General features: G+C 68.3%; 18 protein-coding genes and 2 riboswitches. Of the genes, 12 read left to right on the top strand and 6 right to left on the bottom strand.

The features are described from left to right. Positions 1-8 precede the first annotated feature (8 nt). The 3 genes from FFS08_RS15305 to FFS08_RS15295 all read left to right on the top strand — a co-directional run bounded on the left by FFS08_RS15305 (position 9) and on the right by FFS08_RS15295 (position 4,509). Positions 9-707, top strand: coding sequence for a TetR/AcrR family transcriptional regulator (locus FFS08_RS15305; RefSeq protein WP_137863127.1), 699 nt, complete (start codon positions 9-11; stop codon positions 705-707). Positions 708-847: 140 nt separating this feature from the next. Next, positions 848-3,301, top strand: coding sequence for a beta-mannosidase (locus tag FFS08_RS15300; protein WP_137863126.1), 2,454 nt, complete (start codon positions 848-850; stop codon positions 3,299-3,301). After that, a complete protein-coding gene (locus FFS08_RS15295) occupies positions 3,301-4,509 on the top strand; it encodes a serine hydrolase domain-containing protein (RefSeq protein ID WP_137863125.1) in 1,209 nt (402 codons plus the stop codon). The genes FFS08_RS15300 and FFS08_RS15295 overlap by 1 nt, the downstream gene beginning before the upstream one ends. A gap of 29 nt (positions 4,510-4,538) precedes the next feature. Here the strand turns inward: FFS08_RS15295 and rnhA are convergent, their stop codons facing one another. From rnhA to ispH, 3 genes are all read right to left on the bottom strand, one after another. After that, a complete protein-coding gene (rnhA, locus tag FFS08_RS15290; RefSeq protein ID WP_137863124.1) occupies positions 4,539-4,976 on the bottom strand; it encodes a ribonuclease HI in 438 nt (145 codons plus the stop codon). Continuing rightward, positions 4,976-5,944 (bottom strand): homoserine kinase, encoded by a 969-nt coding sequence (thrB, locus tag FFS08_RS15285; protein ID WP_137863186.1) that lies wholly within the window; start codon positions 5,942-5,944, stop codon positions 4,976-4,978. The genes rnhA and thrB overlap by 1 nt, the downstream gene beginning before the upstream one ends. Before the next feature lie 99 nt (positions 5,945-6,043). Further along, positions 6,044-6,997, bottom strand: a complete 954-nt coding sequence (ispH, locus tag FFS08_RS15280) for a 4-hydroxy-3-methylbut-2-enyl diphosphate reductase (RefSeq protein WP_137863123.1) — start codon at positions 6,995-6,997, stop codon at positions 6,044-6,046. A gap of 107 nt (positions 6,998-7,104) precedes the next feature. Between ispH and FFS08_RS15275 the strand changes: the two genes are divergently transcribed. From FFS08_RS15275 to FFS08_RS15250, 6 genes are all read left to right on the top strand, one after another. After that, entirely contained in the window at positions 7,105-7,752 is a 648-nt protein-coding gene (locus tag FFS08_RS15275) for a hypothetical protein (protein WP_171012632.1), read from the top strand. Between the two features lie 83 nt (positions 7,753-7,835). Further along, positions 7,836-7,928: riboswitch (glycine riboswitch) on the top strand. A gap of 1 nt (position 7,929) precedes the next feature. Beyond that, positions 7,930-8,019: riboswitch (glycine riboswitch) on the top strand. 68 nt (positions 8,020-8,087) lie between these two features. Further along, on the top strand, positions 8,088-9,251 hold the full coding sequence (gcvT, locus tag FFS08_RS15270; protein WP_137863122.1) for a glycine cleavage system aminomethyltransferase GcvT: 1,164 nt from the start codon (positions 8,088-8,090) through the stop codon (positions 9,249-9,251). Further along, a complete protein-coding gene (gcvH, locus tag FFS08_RS15265) occupies positions 9,251-9,622 on the top strand; it encodes a glycine cleavage system protein GcvH (RefSeq protein WP_137863121.1) in 372 nt (123 codons plus the stop codon). The genes gcvT and gcvH overlap by 1 nt, the downstream gene beginning before the upstream one ends. Before the next feature lie 161 nt (positions 9,623-9,783). Continuing rightward, complete coding sequence (gene gcvPA, locus FFS08_RS15260; protein WP_137863120.1) at positions 9,784-11,142, top strand: aminomethyl-transferring glycine dehydrogenase subunit GcvPA; 1,359 nt, start codon at positions 9,784-9,786, stop codon at positions 11,140-11,142. Beyond that, positions 11,139-12,713: an aminomethyl-transferring glycine dehydrogenase subunit GcvPB gene (gene gcvPB, locus FFS08_RS15255; protein ID WP_137863119.1), complete on the top strand. Its 1,575-nt coding sequence runs from the start codon at positions 11,139-11,141 to the stop codon at positions 12,711-12,713. Before gcvPA ends, gcvPB begins: the two co-directional genes overlap by 4 nt. 351 nt (positions 12,714-13,064) lie before the next feature. Next, on the top strand, positions 13,065-13,409 hold the full coding sequence (locus FFS08_RS15250) for a phage tail protein (protein ID WP_137863118.1): 345 nt from the start codon (positions 13,065-13,067) through the stop codon (positions 13,407-13,409). A 38-nt stretch (positions 13,410-13,447) separates the two neighbouring features. Here FFS08_RS15250 and FFS08_RS15245 read toward each other — a convergent pair whose 3' ends face one another. After that, complete coding sequence (locus FFS08_RS15245) at positions 13,448-13,921, bottom strand: methyltransferase family protein (RefSeq protein ID WP_137863117.1); 474 nt, start codon at positions 13,919-13,921, stop codon at positions 13,448-13,450. Between the two features lie 132 nt (positions 13,922-14,053). Between FFS08_RS15245 and FFS08_RS15240 the strand changes: the two genes are divergently transcribed. Both FFS08_RS15240 and FFS08_RS15235 read left to right on the top strand, forming a co-directional pair. Next, positions 14,054-14,572 carry a CcdC protein domain-containing protein gene (locus FFS08_RS15240; RefSeq protein WP_137863116.1) on the top strand — a complete coding sequence of 173 codons (519 nt, stop codon included), beginning with the start codon at positions 14,054-14,056 and terminating at the stop codon, positions 14,570-14,572. Beyond that, positions 14,569-15,150, top strand: a complete 582-nt coding sequence (locus FFS08_RS15235; protein WP_137863115.1) for a DUF938 domain-containing protein — start codon at positions 14,569-14,571, stop codon at positions 15,148-15,150. The genes FFS08_RS15240 and FFS08_RS15235 overlap by 4 nt, the downstream gene beginning before the upstream one ends. A gap of 314 nt (positions 15,151-15,464) precedes the next feature. On the opposite strand, the gene FFS08_RS15230 is transcribed toward FFS08_RS15235, so the two are convergent. After that, positions 15,465-16,373, bottom strand: a complete 909-nt coding sequence (locus tag FFS08_RS15230) for a DMT family transporter (protein WP_137863114.1) — start codon at positions 16,371-16,373, stop codon at positions 15,465-15,467. Positions 16,374-16,412: 39 nt separating this feature from the next. Next, entirely contained in the window at positions 16,413-17,072 is a 660-nt protein-coding gene (locus FFS08_RS15225) for a hypothetical protein (protein ID WP_137863113.1), read from the bottom strand. A 205-nt stretch (positions 17,073-17,277) separates the two neighbouring features. Between FFS08_RS15225 and FFS08_RS15220 the strand changes: the two genes are divergently transcribed. Next, positions 17,278-18,813: an aminoacyl--tRNA ligase-related protein gene (locus FFS08_RS15220; RefSeq protein WP_137863112.1), complete on the top strand. Its 1,536-nt coding sequence runs from the start codon at positions 17,278-17,280 to the stop codon at positions 18,811-18,813. Positions 18,814-18,845 lie beyond the last annotated feature (32 nt).

Genomic DNA, 18,845 nt, shown 5'->3' with positions numbered 1-18,845 from the left:
GAGCGACAATGACCGAAGCCAAGCCCAAGCGGCGCACCAAGGCGCAGCAGCGCGCCGAGACGCTGGAAGTGATCCTCGACGCGGCGGAATATCTCTTCTCGCAGCGCGGGCTCTATGGCGTGACGCTGAAGGACGTGGCGCAGCAGGCGGACGTCCACACCTCGCTCCTCCATTATTATTTCGACGACAAGAAGGCGATGTTCGATGCCGTCTTCGCCCGCCGCGCCCATGTGACGGCGGACAAGCGCATGGCGGCGCTCGATCGCTATGCCGGCGAATGCAGGGGCAAGCCGACGGTGGAGGGGGCGCTGCGCGCGTTCCTCGACACCGATCTCGATCTCTATATCCAGGGCGGGGAGGGCTGGCGCAACTTCGCCGGCCTGGGCGCCCAGGTGGCGATGGCGCCGGTCTGGGGCGCCAAGCTGTTCGACGAGCATTTCGATCCGGTGGTGCTCAAGCTGATCGGGCTGCTCAAGCAGGCGCTGCCGGAGTGCCCGGAAGAGGATATTTTCTGGGGCTATCACTTCGTCACCGGCGCGCTGGTGATGACCCTGGCCCGCACCGGCCGCATCGACCAGCTGTCCCAGGGGCTGTGCAAGTCCGAGGATTTCCCCGCGGTGAAGGCGCGCATGGCGCGTTTCCTGGCGTTCGGCTTCGAAGGCATCTGTCGCGACCGGGCCGAGGCCCGGGCGGCGGCGGCCGGCTGATCCCCATGGGGCTCCCCGTTCGCGCCCGTTGTCGCCGAGCGAGGATGGCGGCGCCGACGAATGCGGATGTTCTTGTGATGTGAACGCGGAGGCGTTCGCCGCCCGATCGGCGCGCGCCCGGAATTGAAGAGGGCTGGATCATGAGCGAATTCGTCAGTGCCTGGCGGATACGGGATTTTGCGCCCGGCGAAGGCGGGCCCGCCGGCGCCGCGCAGGGGCGGGGCGCGGGCTGGATCCCCGCCGATGCGCCCGGCGACACCTATCGCGCGCTGATCGAGGCGGGCCGGCTCGCCGATCCCTATGCCGGGCGGAACGAGGCAGCCGCGGCCTGGGTGCGCGACCGCGAATGGTGGTGGCATGCGCGGATCGAGATCGGCGGCGATGCCGTGCTGGTGTTCGAAGGTCTCGACACCTTTGCCGACATCCATCTGGACGGCGTGCCGATCGGCAGCGCCGACAACATGTTCCGCAGCTGGCGCTTCGACCTGTCCGGGCACGCGCCCGGCACGCACGATCTCGCCATCCGCTTCCACCCCACCGCCGCGAAGGTCGCCGGCGCGCCGCTGCCCGTCTGGCCGGTCTTCACCGATCGGATCAGCCGCTCGCGCCGCACGCTGATGCGCAAGGCGCAGTTCGGCTGGGGCTGGGACTGGGGGCCCGACCTGCCGACCGTCGGCATCTGGAAGCCGGTGCGGATCGAGCCCCGGCGCGCGGCGACGCTCCGCAGCCTGAACTTCACGACGCGCTCGATCGCGGGGGCGGCGGAAGTCACGGTCGATCTCGATCTCTCCAGGCCTGTCGACATCGCCGTCGAACTGCTCGATCCCGCGGGCATTCCCGTCGCCGCCGCGTCCCGGCGGGGCTCGGGCCCGGTCGCGATGACGGTGCCCGACCCCCAGCTCTGGTGGACTGCCGAGCTGGGCGGACAGCCGCTCTACACGCTGGTCGCGACCAGCGACGGGCGGGTGATCCGCCACCGCGTCGGCATCCGCACCATCGCGATCGACCAGTCGCCGGATCCCGACGAGCCGGGCGCCAGCTTCTTCCGCTTCGTGCTCAACGGCGTCCCGATCTTTGCCAAGGGCGCCAACTGGGTGCCCGCGAGTTCCTTCGTCGGCGCGATCCCCGATGCCGCCTATCGCGACCTGCTCGAGCGCGCGGTCGGCGCCAATATGAACATGATTCGCGTCTGGGGCGGGGGCATCTACGAGCACGACATCTTCTATGCGGAGTGCGACCGGCTCGGCCTGCTGGTGTGGCAGGATTTCATGTTCGCCTGCGCGCCCTATCCGGACGACGATCCCGCCTTTGTCGAGAATGTCCGCGCCGAAGTGGTCGAGCAGGTGTCGCGCCTGCGCCACCATGCCTGCCTGGCGCTGTGGTGCGGCAACAACGAGAATCAGGGTATCCAGTTCTTCGCCGACCACGCTGCCGGCACTGCCGCCCCGCTGGCCGGGCTGAAATTCTACGACGAACTGATTCCCGACATTCTCGCCGATCTCGATCCCGCCACGCCCTATTGGCCGAGCAGCCCCTGGGGCGGCCCGAGCCCCAATTCCATGCGCGGCGGCGACGTCCACAACTGGACGGTGTGGCACGGCATTCCGCTGGTGCCGGACACCGATGCGATGGGCAGCAACGACAGCTCGCCCGAGGGCGTCGCCTTCACCCGCTATGCCGAGGACATGGCCCGCTTCGTCAGCGAGTTCGGCATCCAGGGCGCGCCCGATATCGGCACGCTCGAGCGCTGGATGGCGCCCGAGGACCTGGTGCTGGGCAGCCAGGGGTTTCTCGATCGGATCAAGGACGTGGCCGACAAGGCGAGCGCGATGATGGCGCCGGTCACCGGCCTGCCGGCGACGCTTGCCGATTATGTCGACTTCACCATGCTCACCCAGGCCGAGGGGCTGAAGTTCGGCATCGAGCATTATCGCCGCCGCAAGCCGCATTGTTCGGGCGCGCTGATCTGGCAGCACAATGATTGCTGGCCCTGCGTCAGCTGGAGCCTGATCGACCATGACGGTGTCGCCAAATCGGCATGGTACACCACCCGCCGCGCCTTCGCGCCCGTGCTGGCGTCGTTCCGGCTGGACGGCGAGGTCGCGGAGCTGTGGATCACCAATGACCGGCTCGCGCCGGTTCGCGACACCGCCGTCATCGCGCTGGCGCGGCTGGCCGGCGGCGCCGAGCGGGAGGAGCGGGTGCCGTTCGAAGCGGCGGCGAATGGCAGCGCCTGTATCTGGCGGGGCCCTGCCGCGCATTCCGTGGCGCATGCCCTGACGGTGCGCAGTGCCGGCGGGGCATTCCCCGCGAACCGGACGCTCCTTGCGCCGGTGAAGGATCTGGCGCTGGCGCCCGATCCCGGGCTGCGGGTGCGCTGCGAGCCGATGGGCGCCGGGCTGCGCCTCGGCATCGCGGCGGAACGCTATGCGCTGGCCGTCCGGCTCCGCTCGGACGATCCGGCGCTGCGTTTCAGCGACAATCATTTCGACCTGGCGGGAGGCGAGGAGAGCATCGTCACGGTCACGCGCGCCGGCGGCGGCGAAATACACCCCGAGGCGATCCAGGTCTCCAGTTGGAACGGGCGCAGTTGATGGAGCGGGTTGCCCCGGAACAGGTCGGCCTCGCCGCCAGCGGGCTCGATGCCGTCGATGCCGCGATACAGGCGCGGATCGACGCGGGCATCGTCGCAGGCGCGGTCACGCTCACGCTGCGCCATGGCCGGATCGCGCGCATCCGCAGCCTGGGCCTGGACGACATCGAAGCGGGCACGCCGCTAGCCGAGGACGCGATCTTCCGCATCTTCTCGATGACCAAGCCGATTACCGCCACGGCGATGATGATCCTGCGCGACCAGGGCTTGTGGCGGCCCGAGGATCCCATCGCGCGCCACCTCCCCGAACTGGCCGATCTCCAGGTGCTGGCGGGGGAGGATGGCCGCGTCGCGCCCGATCACTCGCCGACCATGGCCGAGCTGATGACGCACCGCGCCGGCTTCGCCTATGGCCTGCCGCTCGGCGAGCCGAAGGACCGGATCGAGGCGCTGTACCGGCAGGCGCGCATCCTCGGCGCTGCGGACCTGGACGAGATGGTCGCCCGGCTGGCGACGGTGCCGCTCGCGCACCAGCCGGGGACCTTGTGGCGCTACAGCCTGTCGATGGACGTGCAGGGGGCGATCATCGAGCGGCTGAGCGGCCAGCGCCTGGCCGATTTCATGCGTACGCGAATCTTTGCGCCGCTGGGCATGGCCGATACCGCCTTCTTCGTGCCGCCCGAGAAGCGCCACCGCCTCGCCCACCTCTATTTCAAGCCGCTGGACGGGGCCCTGGAGAAGCTCGCGGTCAATCCGATGCGGCCGGATCCGGAGTGCGAGCCCGGCCTCGCCATGGGGGGCGCCGGGCTCTATTCGACGGCGCTCGACTATGCCCGTTATGCGCAGATGCTGCTGAACGGCGGAACGCTGGCGGGGCGCCGGATCGTCAGCGCCGCGGGGGTGCGCGAACAGATGACCAACCGCCTGCCCGATGCGCTGCTTGAGACGCGCTTCGTCGCCGGGCACCAGAAGTTCCGGCCCGGCTTCGGCTATGGCTATAACGGCGTGGTTTTCACCGATCCCGCCCTTGCCGGGGTGCCGGTGGGGCGCGGGACCTATCATTGGGACGGCGCCGCGGGCACCTGGTTCTGGGTCGATCCCGAGAATGATCTCGCGTTCGTGGGGATGATACAGCTCCTGTCCTATGGAGCGCCGCCGCTGCAGGAGATCACCCAGACGCTGATGGCGGGGGCGCTCGGCGCTACCTGACGCCGCGGGAACGGGGCCGCCGCCGGCCCTCAGGCGGCGATCGCGGCGTCGCTGGCCAGCTTGTCGGCGCGCTCGTTGTCGGGATGGCCGGCATGGCCCTTCACCCACACCCATTCCACGCGGTGCGGTTTCGCGGCAGCGAGCAGTTCCTGCCACAGGTCGGCATTCTTCACCGGCTTCTTGTCGGCGGTCTTCCAGCCGTTCTTCAGCCAGCCATGGATCCACTTGGTCAGGCCGTCCATCACATAGCGGCTGTCGGTGGAGAGCGTCACGCGGCAGGGGCGCTTGAGCGCGTTCAGCCCCTGGATCGCCGCCATCAGCTCCATGCGGTTGTTGGTGGTGTGCTTCTCGCCGCCGGAAAGTTCCTTCTCGACGCCGCCCATACGCAGCACCACGCCCCAGCCGCCCTTGCCCGGGTTGCCCTTGCACGCGCCATCGGTGGCGATCTCGACATGTTGCAATTCCATCAGACGAGCGTCCTTAGACGCTCTCCGAGGGCGCTGTCATAGGTTTTCACGCGCCGCCAGAAGGCGAGGGGGTCCTTGCGCGTCACCAGCGCGTCCGCGGGGGTGTTGAGCCAGTCCCAGGCGCGCGACAAGGTGAACCGGATGCACGATCCGACCGCACAGACATCGAACTGGGTGCGTTCATGGCCACTCAGGGGGAAATGCTTCGCATAGCCGGCGATCAGCGCATCCCCGACCGTCCGGTCGAACTGCCGCCCCGCCGCGTCGAAGGCCCAGGCGGTGTGCGCGACGGCGAGGTCGTAGATGCGCAGGTCGGTGCAGGCGAAGTAAAAGTCGATCAGGCCGGTCACCCGCTCGCCGAGCATCAGGACATTGTCGGGGAACAGATCGGCATGGATGGCGCAGCGGTCCAGCCCGTCCTCGGTCCAGGCCGACAGCGTGGCGTCGAGCGCGAAGCCGATATCGTCGTAGAGGCCCGGCGTGATTTCATCGAGGCTCTTGCCGCAGCGCGCGAACAGCGGCGCCCATGTCCCGGCGCCCATCGAATTGGGGCGGTCGAGCGGAAAGTCGCGGACGGCGGCGTGCATCCGGCCCATCGCGTCGCCCGCGGCGTGCGCCTGGGCCGGCATGGGGTGCGAGACCGATACGCCCGAGAGAAACTGGATCAGGCAGGCCGGGCGGCCTTCCAGTTCGTGGATCAGCGTGCCGGAACGGTCGGGCACTGCCGGCGGCACCGGCAGGCCGCGATCCGCCAGATGCTCGAGCAGCGCCATGAAATAGGGCAGGTCGCCAGCCGCCACGCGCTTCTCATAGAGCGTCAGGATGAAGCGGCTCTTCGTCGTGTCGACCAGATAGTTGGAATTCTCCACGCCCTCGGCAATGCCCTTGGCCGAGACCAGCTCGCCAACGTCGAACTTGTCGAGGAACGCGCCGAGCGCCTCTGCCGAAACCTGCGTATAGACCGCCACACGTCCCCCTTCGTCATCCCCGCGAACGGGGCGACCCATCTCCTGCCCCATCTCCTGCCGGCGCCCCGCGCACAACCGCAGTTGTGCTTGGGGCGTGCATCAGGCGGCTTCCAGCCCGCGCGGCAGCTTGAAGGTGACGTCCTCGGGCACCGTCTCGACTTCGCGCTCATGCACTTCGAAGCGCTCGGAAAGCTTGTCGACCAGCTCGCGGACCAGCAGTTCGGGGGCCGATGCGCCCGCGCTGACGCCGACGGTGCCCACGCCGGCGAACCAGTCCCAGTCCACATCCTCGGCGCGCTGGATCAGATAGGCGGTGGTGCCCTGGCGTTCGGCCACTTCGACGAGGCGGAGCGAGTTGGACGAGTTGAGGCCGCCGATGATCAGCACCAGATCGACCGACGACGCGATCGCCTTCACTGCGCCCTGGCGGTTGGTGGTCGCGTAGCAGATGTCGTTCGGCCCGGGCGCGAGGATTTCCGGGAACCGGCGCCTGAGCACCGCCAGCGTCGCCGCGGTATCGTCCACCGAGAGCGTGGTCTGGGTCAGGAAGGCGAGGTTGCCCGGATCGGAGGCCTGCACCGCCTCGGCATCGGCCGGCGTCTCCACCAGCGTCATCGATCCTGCCGGGACCTGGCCGAAGGTGCCGATCACTTCCGGATGGCCGGCATGGCCGATGAACAATATGTGCCGCCCGGCAGCGACCAGCCGCTCGGCCTGGCGATGGACCTTGGAGACGAGCGGGCAGGTGGCGTCGAGATATTCGAGGCCGCGCTCCTCCGCCTTGGCCGGCACCGCCTTGGGCACGCCGTGGGCGGAGAAGACCACCGGCACGTCGTCGGGCACCTGGTCGAGCTCCTCGACGAAGATCGCGCCCTTCGCCTTCAGGCTGTCGACGACATATTTGTTGTGGACGATCTCGTGGCGCACATAGACGGGGGCGCCGTACTTCTCGATCGCCAGCTCGACGATGCGAATGGCACGGTCGACGCCGGCGCAGAAGCCGCGGGGCGCTGCGATGAGCAGCTCGAGATAGGGTTTTACAGGGTCTGCCATAGTTCCGCCTCGCACCTACGCGATTGCTTGCGCGGGCTCAACGCGGTTCCTATGGTGCGCGCCGTTTTGGACCCCTCTGGTCCCGTGTGTTTGAAAGGGTTTCCGTCTTGGTCCGCAAGCTCGCCGTTTTCGCTCTGATCCCGCTCGCGCTCGGCGCCTGCAGCCGCACCGGCGAAATCGATGCCAATGGCGGCGGCGCCGGCGTCACGGCGGTGCGCTCCGCCTGCCCGCACGTCGCGATTCCCGCCGGCACGGGGGACATGACGATCTTCAACCCGGCGAACAGCCGCGAGGCGAGCGCGATCGACGTCAATGCGGTGATGACCAACGTCACCTCGACTTGCGACGATGCCGGCCCGCAAGTCGTCACCACGGTCAATTTCGACGTGCTGGCGCGTCGCCAGAGCGCCGATGGCGCGCGCGACGTGAGCTTCCCCTATTTCGTGACGGTGGTACGCGGCGGCACTTCGGTGGTCGCCAAGCGGATCAACCGCGTCACCGTCCATTTCGAGCCGGGCCAGCTGCGTGCGCAGACCAGCGGCACCGCCACCACTTATGTCGACCGCAGCGCGGCGACGCTGCCGGACGAGGTTCGCAAGCGCCTCACCGAGAAGCGCAAGGCCGGCGAGCAGGCGGCGGCGATGGACCCGCTGGCCGATCCCTCGATCCGCGGCGCGGTGCTTTCCGCCACGTTCGAGGCGCTGGTCGGCTTCCAGCTGACCGAGGACCAGCTGAAGTACAACGTCACTCGGTAACGCTTCTTCCCCTCCGTGGAAGGGAGGGGGAGTTTCTCCGATTGACTCGAATCGAGGGTGCGGCCAAGGCTGCGCATCGTCGATAGGCACGCGCGGGAGAGCGGTGATCCCCGGATCACCCGCCGAAGGAGCAACCGCCCCGGAATCTCTCAGGCACAAGGGACCGCGCGGGCACGACACTCTGGAAAGCGGACGCGGCCCGGCCACGTCCCACCGAAGGGGTAAGCCAGGCATCTGGCGAAAGCTCTCAGGTTCCGTGACAGAGGGGGCGATGGAATGGTGCGCGAGGGTTCCGCGCCGTGCCGTCGATTTCCTCTCGAATCCGGAGTGCCGCGATGAGCCAGCAAGTCCAGGACCAGCCCCTTGGCGGCGATCCCGAAGGCGGGGAGGGCGAGATCGAGCTGCGCAAGCTCCCGCTCGACCAGTGGCACCGGAACCGGGGCGGCCGCATGGTGCCCTTCGCCGGCTATGAGATGCCCGTCCAATATGAAGGCATCATGGCCGAGCATATCTGGGTGCGCGAGCATGCCGGGCTGTTCGACGTCAGCCATATGGGCCAGCTGACCTTCACGGGCGAAGGCGTCGAGGCTGCGCTCGAGGCGCTGATGCCGGCCGACATCCAGGCGGCGAAGCTCTCCCACCCGGTCTATTCGCTGCTGATGGCCGAGAATGGCGGCATCCTCGACGACCTGATGCTGACTCGCCTTGCCGACGGCGAAGTCTATATGGTGGTCAACGGCGCCTGCAAATGGGACGACATCGCCCATTTCCGCGAGTTCCTGCCCGACGAGATCGGCATGAACCATATGGAGGATCATGCCCTGCTCGCGCTCCAGGGCCCCGAGGCGGCGGCCGCGCTGGAGCGGGTGATCCCCGGGGTCTCCGACCTCGTCTTCATGCAGGGCGCGCCCTTCCAGTGGCAGGGCCATGCGCTGTGGGTCAGCCGCTCGGGCTATACCGGCGAGGACGGCTTCGAGCTCTCCGTGCCCGTCGAGGGCGCCGAGGCGCTGGCCGATGCGATCACCGTCCAGCCCGAAGTGAAGCCGATCGGCCTGGGTGCTCGCGATTCGCTGCGCCTGGAGGCCGACCTGCCGCTCTACGGCCATGATCTCGATACCGAGACCACCCCGGTGGCGGCCGCGCTCGGCTTCGCGCTGAAGAAGCGTCGCCGCGAGGAAGGCGGCTTCCCCGGCCATGCACGCATCATGATCGAGCGCGAGAACGGCTCGATCCTCAAGCGCGTCGGCCTGGTCGTCGAAGGGCGCCAGCCGGTCCGCGAGGGCGGCATCGTCCTCGATGCGGACGGCAACGAAGTCGGCAAGGTCACGAGCGGCGGCTTCGCGCCGACGCTGCAGCAGCCGATCGCCATGGCCTATGTGCCGGCAGCCAGCGCCGAGCCCGGCACGAAGATCACCCTTGCCCAGCGCGGCAAGATCCATTCGGCGGAGGTCGTGAAGATGCCCTTCGTCCCCCATCGTTACGTCAGAAAGGGAGCCTGATGAGCCGCTATTTCACCGAGGACCATGAGTGGGTCGACGTCGACGGCGACACCGCCACCGTCGGCATCACCGAATATGCCCAGAGCCAGCTTGGCGACATCGTGTTCGTCGAAGTGCCGGACGAGGGCAAGCAGGTGTCGAAGGGCGACGATGCCGCCGTCGTCGAGTCGGTCAAGGCTGCCTCGGACGTCTATGCGCCGGTCTCGGGCACGGTGATCGAGGGCAATACCGAACTCGCCGACAACCCCGCGCTGGTCAACGAGGATCCCGAGGGCGAAGGCTGGTTCTTCAAGCTCACGCTCAGCGACGCCACCGAGCTGGAGAGCCTGATGAACGACAGCGCCTATCAGGAATACGTCTCGAAGCTCTGACGATACTCCCCTCCCTGCAAGGGAGGGGGCGGGGGTGGGTTGCGAGCGCAGCGAGCGTCTCCTGCCACCTCCCGAGATAGCGACGCCGGAGGCATCGAGCCTCCGTCGCCGCCAACCCACCCCTTGCCCCTCCCTTGCAGGGAGGGGTGGAGAAGAGTTGAATGCGCTACCTGCCCCTTACCCAGCCCGATCGCGAGGCGATGCTCGGCGTCGTCGGCGCCAGGTCGATCGACGACCTCTTCGCCGATGTGCCCGCCAGCGCGGTGCTCGACGGCCCGATCGCCGGCTTGCCGATGCATGCCAGCGAACTTGCCGTCGAACGCCACATGACCAGGCTGGCGGCGAAGAACCTGGCGGCGGGGGCGGCGCCCTTCTTCCTCGGCGCCGGCGCCTATCGCCATCACGTGCCGGCGAGCGTCGATCATATCATCCAGCGCGGCGAGTTCCTCACCGCCTACACGCCCTATCAGCCGGAAATCGCGCAGGGCACGCTGCAGATGATGTTCGAGTTCCAGTCGCAGATCGCGCGGCTGCTCGGCTGCGACGTGGCGAATGCTTCGATGTACGACGGCTCGACGGCGTGCTGGGAAGCGATCACCATGGCCCGCCGCGTCACCAAGCGCGGCAAGGCGATCCTCTCGGGCGGCCTGCACCCGCATTATGTCTCGGTCGCCGAGACCATGGCCAAGTTCACCGGCGACCAGCTCGTCACCGCGCTGCCGACGCTGTCGCCGACCCCGGACACCGATGACCTGATCGCCCGGATCGACGACGACACCAGCTGCGTCGTGGTCCAGTATCCCGACATTCTCGGCCGCATCGCCGACCTCTCCAAGCTCGCCGAGGCCGCGCATGCGAAGAAGGCGCTGCTCGTCGCCGTGGTGACGGAGCCCGTCGCGCTCGGCGCGATCAAGGCGCCGGGCGAGATGGGCGCGGACATCGTGGTGGGCGAAGGCCAGTCGCTCGGCGTCGGCCTGCAGTTCGGCGGGCCCTATGTCGGCCTGTTCGCCTGTTCGGAGAAGCTGGTCCGCCAGATGCCGGGGCGCCTTTGCGGCGAGACCGTCGATGCCGAGGGCAAGCGCGGCTATGTGCTGACGCTCAGCACCCGCGAGCAGCATATCCGCCGCGAGAAGGCGACTTCCAACATCTGCACCAGCTCGGTGCTCTGCGCGCTCGCCATGTCGGTGCACATGACCCTGCTCGGCGAGAAGGGTCTGCGCCAGCTCGCCGCGATCAACCATGCCGGCGCTTCCGCCGCAGCCGATCGCCTGGCCCAGGTGCCGGGCGTCGAGCTGGTCACTCCGACATTCTTCAACGAGTTCACGCTGAAGCTGTCGAAGGAAGCCCGCCCGGTCGTGCGCCAGCTCGCCGACAAGGGCATCCTTGCCGGCGTGTCGCTCGGCCGCCTCTATCCAGGCGCCGAGGATCTGGCCAATGGCCTGATCGTCGCGGTCACCGAAACCACCACCCAGGAGGACGTCGAGACGCTTGCCTCCGCGCTTCAGGAGGTGCTGGCATGAGCACGATCAACCAGTCCGGCTGGCGCCCCACCACTCCGGAAGCGGGCGAGGCCGGCGATCTTTCGACCTTCACCGGCAACCGCGCGCTGATGCTCGAGGAGCCGCTCATCTTCGAGATCGGCTCGTCCGAGACTACCGGCGTCGATTTCGGCGAAGCGCCCCGGGGGACCTCGCGTCTCGGCGGGCTCGAGCGTTCGGGCGAGATCGGTCTGCCCGGCCTGTCCGAGCCGGAGACGGTGCGCCACTATACGCGCCTCAGCCGTCAGAACTATGCGATCGACCTGGGCCTGTTCCCGCTCGGCTCGTGCACGATGAAGCACAATCCGCGCCTCAACGAGCGGATGGCGCGCCTGCCGGGCTTCGCCGACATCCACCCGCTCGCGCCCGTAGACACGGTGCAGGGCGCGCTTGAGGTGATCGACCAGCTCGCCCACTGGCTGATCACGCTCACCGGCATGCAGGCCGTGGCGATGAGCCCCAAGGCCGGCGCGCATGGCGAGCTGTGCGGCATCCTCGCGATTCGTTCGGCGCTCGATGCGCAGGGCCAGCAGGACCGCAAGATCCTGCTCGTGCCGACCAGCGCGCACGGCACCAACCCGGCCACCGCCGCCTTTGCCGGCTTTTCGGTCGAGGACATTCCTGCCACCGAGGACGGCCGCGTCGACCTGGAGGCGCTCAAGGCGCGGCTGGGGCCGGACATCGCCGGGGTGATGATCACCAATCCCAACACCTGCGGCCTGTTCGAGCGCGACATGAAGGCGATCTCGGACGCGGTGCACGCGGCGGGCGGTTACGTCTATTGCGACGGCGCGAATTTCAACGCGATCGTCGGCCGGGTGCGCCCGGGCGATCTCGGCGTCGATGCGATGCACATCAACTTGCACAAGACCTTCTCGACTCCGCATGGCGGCGGCGGCCCGGGCTCGGGCCCGGTCGTGCTGTCGGCGGCGCTGGCGCCCTATGCGCCGCTGCCGTTCGTCGAGAAGCAGGGCGACAAGTTCCATCTGGTCGAGGAAGAGACCGCGGGCGAGCATCATGCCGGTACCTTCGGGCGCATGACCGCCTTCAACGGCCAGATGGGCATGTTCACCCGCGCGCTCACCTATATCCTCAGCCACGGCGCCGACGGCCTGCGCCAGGTCGCCGAGGATTCGGTGCTCAACGCCAATTATATCCTGCGCTCGATGGAGGACGTGCTCGACGCGCCCTTCGCCAAGTTCGGGCCGTGCATGCACGAGGCGATCTTCAGCGACAGGGGCCTGCCCGAGGGCCTGTCGACGATCGACATCGCCAAGGGGCTGATCGACGAGGGCTACCACCCGATGACGGTCTATTTCCCGCTTGTCGTCCATGGCGCGATGCTGGTGGAGCCGACCGAGACCGAGAGCAAGGCGACGCTCGACCAGTTCATCGGCGCGTTCCGCAGCGTGGCCGCCCGCGCGAAGAACGGCGATCCGACGATCCGCACCGCGCCGCACTTCGCGCCGCGCCGCCGCCTCGACGAGACGCTCGCCGCGCGCAAGCCGGTGCTGGCGTGGAAGGCGCCGGCCAAGGCCGAAGCGGCGGAGTAGGTTCGCCAAGTTCCCCTCCCTGGAAGGGGAGGGGCATTCCCTGCCGTCATCCCCGCGCAGGCGGAGATCCAGGGCCAAGCGTGGGGCGAGGGTGGCGGGTTCTGCCCTTTCCGGACGGCGTTCGCGTGATGGCGCCGATATTCCGCACTACCCTGGATCCCCGTCTGCGCGGGGATGACGATTGAGGGAATATGAGTTCGCCATCCTGAGGGCCGCCCCTGGCACGCGCTGCGGTGCGGGCGCAGTTGCTCGGTCGCCCGGCGCCGATAGCCCCGGAACCGTTCAAATGCGGTTTGCCCCGTCGGATGCCGCCGGGCAGAGCGCGCCGGAATCGACAAAGGGGGATCCGACATGAAGACCGCGCTGCTCGCCGCCGCCATCGCCACCGCCACCGCCACCGCCACGCCTTTCGCGCCGATGCCGGCTTATGCGAGCAACGATCCCCTGGTCGGCGAGATCATGCTCTTTCCGGTCCGCTACTGCCCCGATGGCTGGGTCGATGCCGATGGCCGGATCCTGCCGGTGCGCGGCAATGAAGTGCTCTTCATGCTGCTCGGCAACAGCTATGGCGGCGACGGCAGGACGAACTTCGCGCTGCCCGATCTGCGCAAGGCCCTTCCTGCCGTGGCGACCGACAACGACAAATATCTGCGTTACTGCATCGCGGTGCGCGGCGATTTTCCGCGGCGGCCCTGAGTGGCGGGCCTGAGCGCTGAGCCGGAGGGCCGCGGCGCTCAGATCCAGCGGCGGACCGCCGACTTGTAGCTGAGATAGCGCGCGCCGAACTTGCCGGCGAGATAGCTTTCCTCGCGCTCGATCACTTCGCGCTGGATCACGATGATCAGCGGGATGAGCAGGAGCAGGGCGACCAGGCTGTTCATCCAGATCGACACGCCCGCATAGGCCAGCGCCATGCCGAAATACATCGGGTTGCGCGACCAGCGATAGACGCCCTCGGTGACGAGCGCGGTCGAGCGCTTCCACGGCTTGGGATCGGTGCCCGCTGCCCGGAACAGCCCCACTGCGGAAAGCATGATTCCCACGCCGAGCAGCGTCGCCAGCGAGCCCAGGCCGCGCTCGGTCGCATGGTTGAGCGGCAGGCCGGGGCTGCCCAGCAGCTTGCCCAGCGCCAGCCCCACCACCAGCGTGCCGACAAAGGCGGCCGGCGGCGCGAACTTCACCCCCGCGCTATCGTGATCGACGTCCATGAACCCTCCGGGCGCCCTGATGGACCGGCGTGGCCGCATGCGCAATCCTCTTGCCTTTGCCAACCAGTTCGGCTGGCATAGATAGTGTATTACTTGTATACGTCACTTGCAAGTTTCCCGGGGGTCCCATCGATGCACGCACAGCCCATCCATCCCAATCCGCTCTACCAGCTGATCCCGATCGCGATCATCCTCGTCGTGCTGGCGCTGCGCTTTCGCCGCCTCACCCGCGAACGGCCGCTGCGCATCGAGCGGCTGTGGATCGTGCCGGCCCTCTATCTGGCGATCACGGCCTTCACTTTCTGGAACATCCCGCCCGCGCCGATGACCTGGGCGATTGCCACCGCTGCGCTGCTCGCTGGCGCGGCGCTGGGCTGGCAGCGCGGCCGGATGATGCAGATCACGGTGAATCCGGAGACGCACGAGATCTCGCAACGCGGCTCGCTGGCCGCGATGGCGTTCATCCTCGCGCTCGTCCTGATCCGCTCGCTCGCCCGGAACGCCGATGCGCTGGGCATTCCCGGCATGCATTTCGACGTGATGGCGATGACCGACGTGCTGATCGCCTTCGCGCTCGGCATGCTGACGCTGCAGCGCGTGGAGATGTTCCTGCGCGCCCGCCGCCTGCTCGGGCAGGCGCGCGCGGCGTGAGGCGCCACGCCCCCGCCACCGAGCGGAACCGCGATCCGATCGCGGCGGTGCTGGCGGAGGAACTGCCCGTTTCCGGTCTGGTGCTCGAGGTCGCGAGCGGCAGCGGCGAGCATTGCGCCTATTTCGCCGCCCGCTTTCCCGGCCTTGCCTGGCAGCCGAGCGATCCCGATGCGCAAGCACTGGCCTCGATCGCGGACTGGTGCGCGGGGCTGGCCAATGTCCGGCCGCCGCTGGCGATCGATGCGGCGATGGGCGGCTTTCCGGCGGCGGATGCGATCCTGTGCGTCAACATGGTCCATATCAGCCCCTGGGAAGCGACGCTCGGGCTGCTCGCCGGGGCGGGCAGGGTGCTGGCTCCGGGCGCGCCACTGATCCTCTATGGCCCCTATCGCCGCGAAGGGGTGGAGACGGCGCCGTCGAACGAGGCGTTCGAGCTGTGGCTCAAGGAGAAGGACGCGCGCTTCGGGCTGCGCTTCGTGGAAGCCGTGAGCGCGGCCGCCGCGCCGCATGGGCTGGCGCTCGAACGTCTGGTCGAGATGCCGGCGAACAATCTGATGCTGGTGTATCGGCGCGGCTGAGGTCGCGCCTCAATCAGCAAACCCCGTCATCCCCGCGCAGGCGGGGATCCAGGGTAGCGCAGGATATCGATGCCATCACGCGAGCGCTCCCCGGAGAGTGCAGGGCTTGGCCGCGCGCAATCCTCCCTTGGCCCTGGATCCTCGCCTGCGCGGGGATGACGAAATGAATCAAGGTCTTGATCAAGGTTTGACCCTAGGCCGGGGGCTCATATTCTTCCCGCGTCACCCTGGCCTTGAGCCGGGGTGATGAGGAGAAATCGGATACTGGCTTGCGTCCTCATCCCAGCGCCCCTCTCCTTTCCGGGGAGCGGAATCTACACCGGCTCCATCTCCGCGCTGGTGGCCGCGGGACCCAGGCCGCGCTTGCGCTCGCGCCACACGATGTACAGCCCGCTGGCGATGATCACCGGCGCGCCGAGCCAGGTCCAGGCGCTGGGCCACATGCCGAAGATCGCCCAGCCATAGAGCGTGCCCCAGATCAGGCTCGAATAGTCCATCGGCACCACTGCGCTCACTGGCGCGTGCTTCACCGATCCGGTCAGCGCCAGCTGGCCGACGCCGCCGATCAGCCCGATGCCGATCAGGATCGCCCAGGTGGCCGGGTCATGCGCCTTGAGCTGGAATGCATAGGGGATCGCCAGCACCGGCACGGACAGGACCGAGAACCAGAACACCGTCGTTCCCGTCGCCTCGGTCTTGCCGATCTGCCGCAACAGGATCGCGACGATCGCCACGAACAGCGCGGCGAGCAGGCCCACCATCGCCCCGAACGCCGGGATGTGCGCGCTCCCCGGCTGCGCGACGATCAGCACGCCGGCGAAGCCCGCGATCACCGCGCCCCAGCGATGCCGGCCGGTCGGCTCCTTGAGCAGCACCGCGCCCAGGATCGTCGCGAAGATCGGCACGGTGAACTGGAAAGTCACCGCCTCGGCCAGCGGCAGCAGCAGCACCGCGCCGAAAGTGAAGACCATGCCGGTCAGCCCCACCGCGGTGCGCGAGACATGCGCGCCGAAGCGCTGCGTGCGGACCGAGCCAAGGCCGCCCGGCCCGGCCGCGACCCAGGCGGTCACCAGCGGCACGGCCCAGAGTTGGCGGTGGAACATCGTCTCCACCAGCCCGGCGCCGCGCATCTCGGCCAGCTTGATCAGCGCCGACATGGTCGCGAGGCAGGCAACTGCGAACAGGCGCAGCAAGATGCCCTTCAATATGTGATCGCCCTGCACCCCGGCGCCTTTGCGGCACGGGGGCCCCGGCGGCAAGCCTCAGTCGCCTGCCGCCAGCATGCGCGGATAGGTTTGCTCGAACGCCTCTGCCGGCAGGGCGGCCGCCGCCTTGAGCGCGGCGAGCCCCTGGTCACAGCCGGCCGGCTTTGCCGCCGCCGGCCCGATCGCTCGGCCGACCGGGTGGTCGCGGGCCGCAGCGGCGGCTTCCCAGATCGCGACATTCTGCGCGAGATACAGTTCGCGCAGCCCCGGCGCATACCAGCCGGCATCGTCGGCCGGGTCGGCGAAATAGGCGGCGCACCGCTCGGGTGAAGTCGCGGCCAGCTTCTCGGCCAGGGCGATCTCCGCGGCCAGATAGGCGCGCAGCCGGGGCCCCGGTGCCTGGACCAGGCCGGCGCGGTGACGCTGCGTCGCCTCGCTCACGAACGCGCCGGCCACCTGCTGGATGTCCTGTGGCCCGCCGCCTGCCCGCGCGCGCTCGACGACTGCCTGTTTCAGCGCTTCGAATTCGGCGGGGAAGGTCCGCTTGATCGTCCGGCTCAGCGCGCCGCCGGGCTCGTCGGCGAGCAGCTCGCGCTCCACCGAAGCGGGATCGGTGAGTGGGCTCCGCGGGCCGGTACGCGGCAGCTGGGTGACCGTCATCGCCACCAGTCCGATCACCACCACGGCGATCGCCACGATCCGCCACCGTCGCCGCATTCCAGCTTCCTCCCAATTGTCCGCCCCAATTCCTGACCGAACCACCCCGGTGCTGGCAATGCAGGATTTTCGGTGCCGGTGCCTGGATCGGGCAGGGCGCTCGCGCACGCATGTGGCGAGTCAACGGAGTCAATGAATCGCTCGACCGTCGGGTTGCGCATCGGCTCGCTTGCGGCGGCCCGGCCACGCATTTAGAGGCACAACCATGATCAAGCATGCGCTCAACGTCACCCGCGAAGCCAATTTCGCCGAATGGTATCAGACCGTCATCACCGAGGCCGACATGGCCGAGGAGAGCGGCGTGCGCGGCTGCATGGTCATCCGGCCATGGGGCTATGGCATCTGGGAGCGGATCCAGCGCCTGCTCGACGATCGCATCAAGGCGGCGGGTTACGACAACACCTATTTCCCGCTGTTCATCCCGCTCTCCTATTTCGAGAAGGAGGCCGATCACGTCGAGGGTTTCGCCAAGGAGATGGCGGTCGTCACCCATCACCGGCTGATCGCCGACGGGAAGGGCGGGCTGATGCCCGATCCGTCCGCGAAGCTGGAAGAGCCGCTGATCGTGCGGCCGACGTCCGAAACGGTGATCGGCGCCGCGTTCAGCCGCTGGGTCCAGTCGTGGCGCGACTTGCCGGTGCAGATCAACCAATGGGCGAACGTCGTCCGCTGGGAGATGCGCACGCGCATGTTCCTGCGCACCAGCGAATTCCTCTGGCAGGAGGGCCATGCGGCCTATGCCAGCGCCGAGCAGGCGCGCGAGGAGACGCTGAAGGCGCTCGAAATCTATCGCAGCTTCGCCGAGGATTGCGCGGCGATGCCGGTGGTGGCGGGCGAGAAGCCGGAGAATGAGCGCTTCCCCGGTGCGGTCTCGACCTACAGCATCGAGGCGATGATGCAGGACGGCAAGGCGCTCCAGGCGGGCACCAGCCATTTCCTCGGCACCACCTTCTCCTCGGCGCAGGACATCAAGTTCCAGAATTCGGAGGGCCAGCAGGAGCTTGCCCAGACGATCAGCTGGGGCATGTCGACGCGGATGATCGGCGGGGTGATCATGATGCATGGCGACGATGACGGGATCCGCGTGCCGCCGCGCATCGCGCCCTGGCAGGTCGTGATCGTGCCGATGCTGCGCGACACCGACGAGGACGCCGCGCTGATCGAGTATTGCAAGGGCTTGCAGCAGGAGCTGGCCGGGCAATATGCGTTCGGCGAACCGGTCCGCGCGCTGCTCGACCTGCGCGCGGCCAAGGCAGTCACCAAGCGCTGGGGCTGGATCAAGAAGGGCGCGCCGCTCGTTATCGAGGTCGGCGGGCGCGACATGGCCGGGGGCAATGTCTCGGTCACCGTCCGCACCGATCTGTACCGCGAGGACGGCAAGCTCAATTCGGCCGTGGTCGCGCGCGACGCCTTCCTCGCCGATGCGGTCGGCCAGCTCGAAGCGGTGCAGAAGGCGCTGTTCGCAGAGGCCAAGGCACGCACCGAAGCGAACATCGTCCGCAACGTCGCCGACTTCGCCGGGCTCGAAGCCTATTTCGAGGGCGCGGGCAAGTTCCCCGGCTGGGTCGAAGTCGAGTGGGCCAGGCCGAGCGGCGCCGATCTCGACAAGGTGGTCGAGCGGCTGAAGGCGTTGAAGCTAACCTTCCGCAACGTGCCGAACGGCGCGGCGCCGGCTACCGGCACCTGCATCTTCACCGGTGCGCCCGCGGTGGAGCGCATCCTGGTGGCGCGTGCGTATTGAGCTTCCGCCCCGTGCCCCGACCGTCATTCCGA

The organism is Sphingomonas sp. 1F27F7B (genome assembly GCF_005503355.1).
In the GTDB taxonomy this organism is placed as follows: Bacteria; Pseudomonadota; Alphaproteobacteria; order Sphingomonadales; family Sphingomonadaceae; genus Sphingomonas.
Note: the sequence above shows the minus strand (reverse complement) of the source record. Positions and strands in the feature narration are given on the sequence as shown.

Bases quoted from the DNA above. Each gene is read 5' to 3' on its own strand.
- ispH (WP_137863123.1), bottom strand. From the start codon at position 6,997: ATGGCAGACCCTGTAAAACCCTATCTCGAGCTGCTCATCGCAGCGCCC.
- FFS08_RS15220 (WP_137863112.1), top strand. From the start codon at position 17,278: ATGATCAAGCATGCGCTCAACGTCACCCGCGAAGCCAATTTCGCCGAA.
- FFS08_RS15225 (WP_137863113.1), bottom strand. From the start codon at position 17,072: ATGCGGCGACGGTGGCGGATCGTGGCGATCGCCGTGGTGGTGATCGGA.
- FFS08_RS15305 (WP_137863127.1), top strand. From the start codon at position 9: ATGACCGAAGCCAAGCCCAAGCGGCGCACCAAGGCGCAGCAGCGCGCC.
- FFS08_RS15295 (WP_137863125.1), top strand. From the start codon at position 3,301: ATGGAGCGGGTTGCCCCGGAACAGGTCGGCCTCGCCGCCAGCGGGCTC.
- FFS08_RS15300 (WP_137863126.1), top strand. From the start codon at position 848: ATGAGCGAATTCGTCAGTGCCTGGCGGATACGGGATTTTGCGCCCGGC.
- FFS08_RS15240 (WP_137863116.1), top strand. From the start codon at position 14,054: ATGCACGCACAGCCCATCCATCCCAATCCGCTCTACCAGCTGATCCCG.
- gcvH (WP_137863121.1), top strand. From the start codon at position 9,251: ATGAGCCGCTATTTCACCGAGGACCATGAGTGGGTCGACGTCGACGGC.
- gcvPA (WP_137863120.1), top strand. From the start codon at position 9,784: ATGCGCTACCTGCCCCTTACCCAGCCCGATCGCGAGGCGATGCTCGGC.
- FFS08_RS15250 (WP_137863118.1), top strand. From the start codon at position 13,065: ATGAAGACCGCGCTGCTCGCCGCCGCCATCGCCACCGCCACCGCCACC.
- rnhA (WP_137863124.1), bottom strand. From the start codon at position 4,976: ATGGAATTGCAACATGTCGAGATCGCCACCGATGGCGCGTGCAAGGGC.
- FFS08_RS15245 (WP_137863117.1), bottom strand. From the start codon at position 13,921: ATGGACGTCGATCACGATAGCGCGGGGGTGAAGTTCGCGCCGCCGGCC.
- gcvPB (WP_137863119.1), top strand. From the start codon at position 11,139: ATGAGCACGATCAACCAGTCCGGCTGGCGCCCCACCACTCCGGAAGCG.
- gcvT (WP_137863122.1), top strand. From the start codon at position 8,088: ATGAGCCAGCAAGTCCAGGACCAGCCCCTTGGCGGCGATCCCGAAGGC.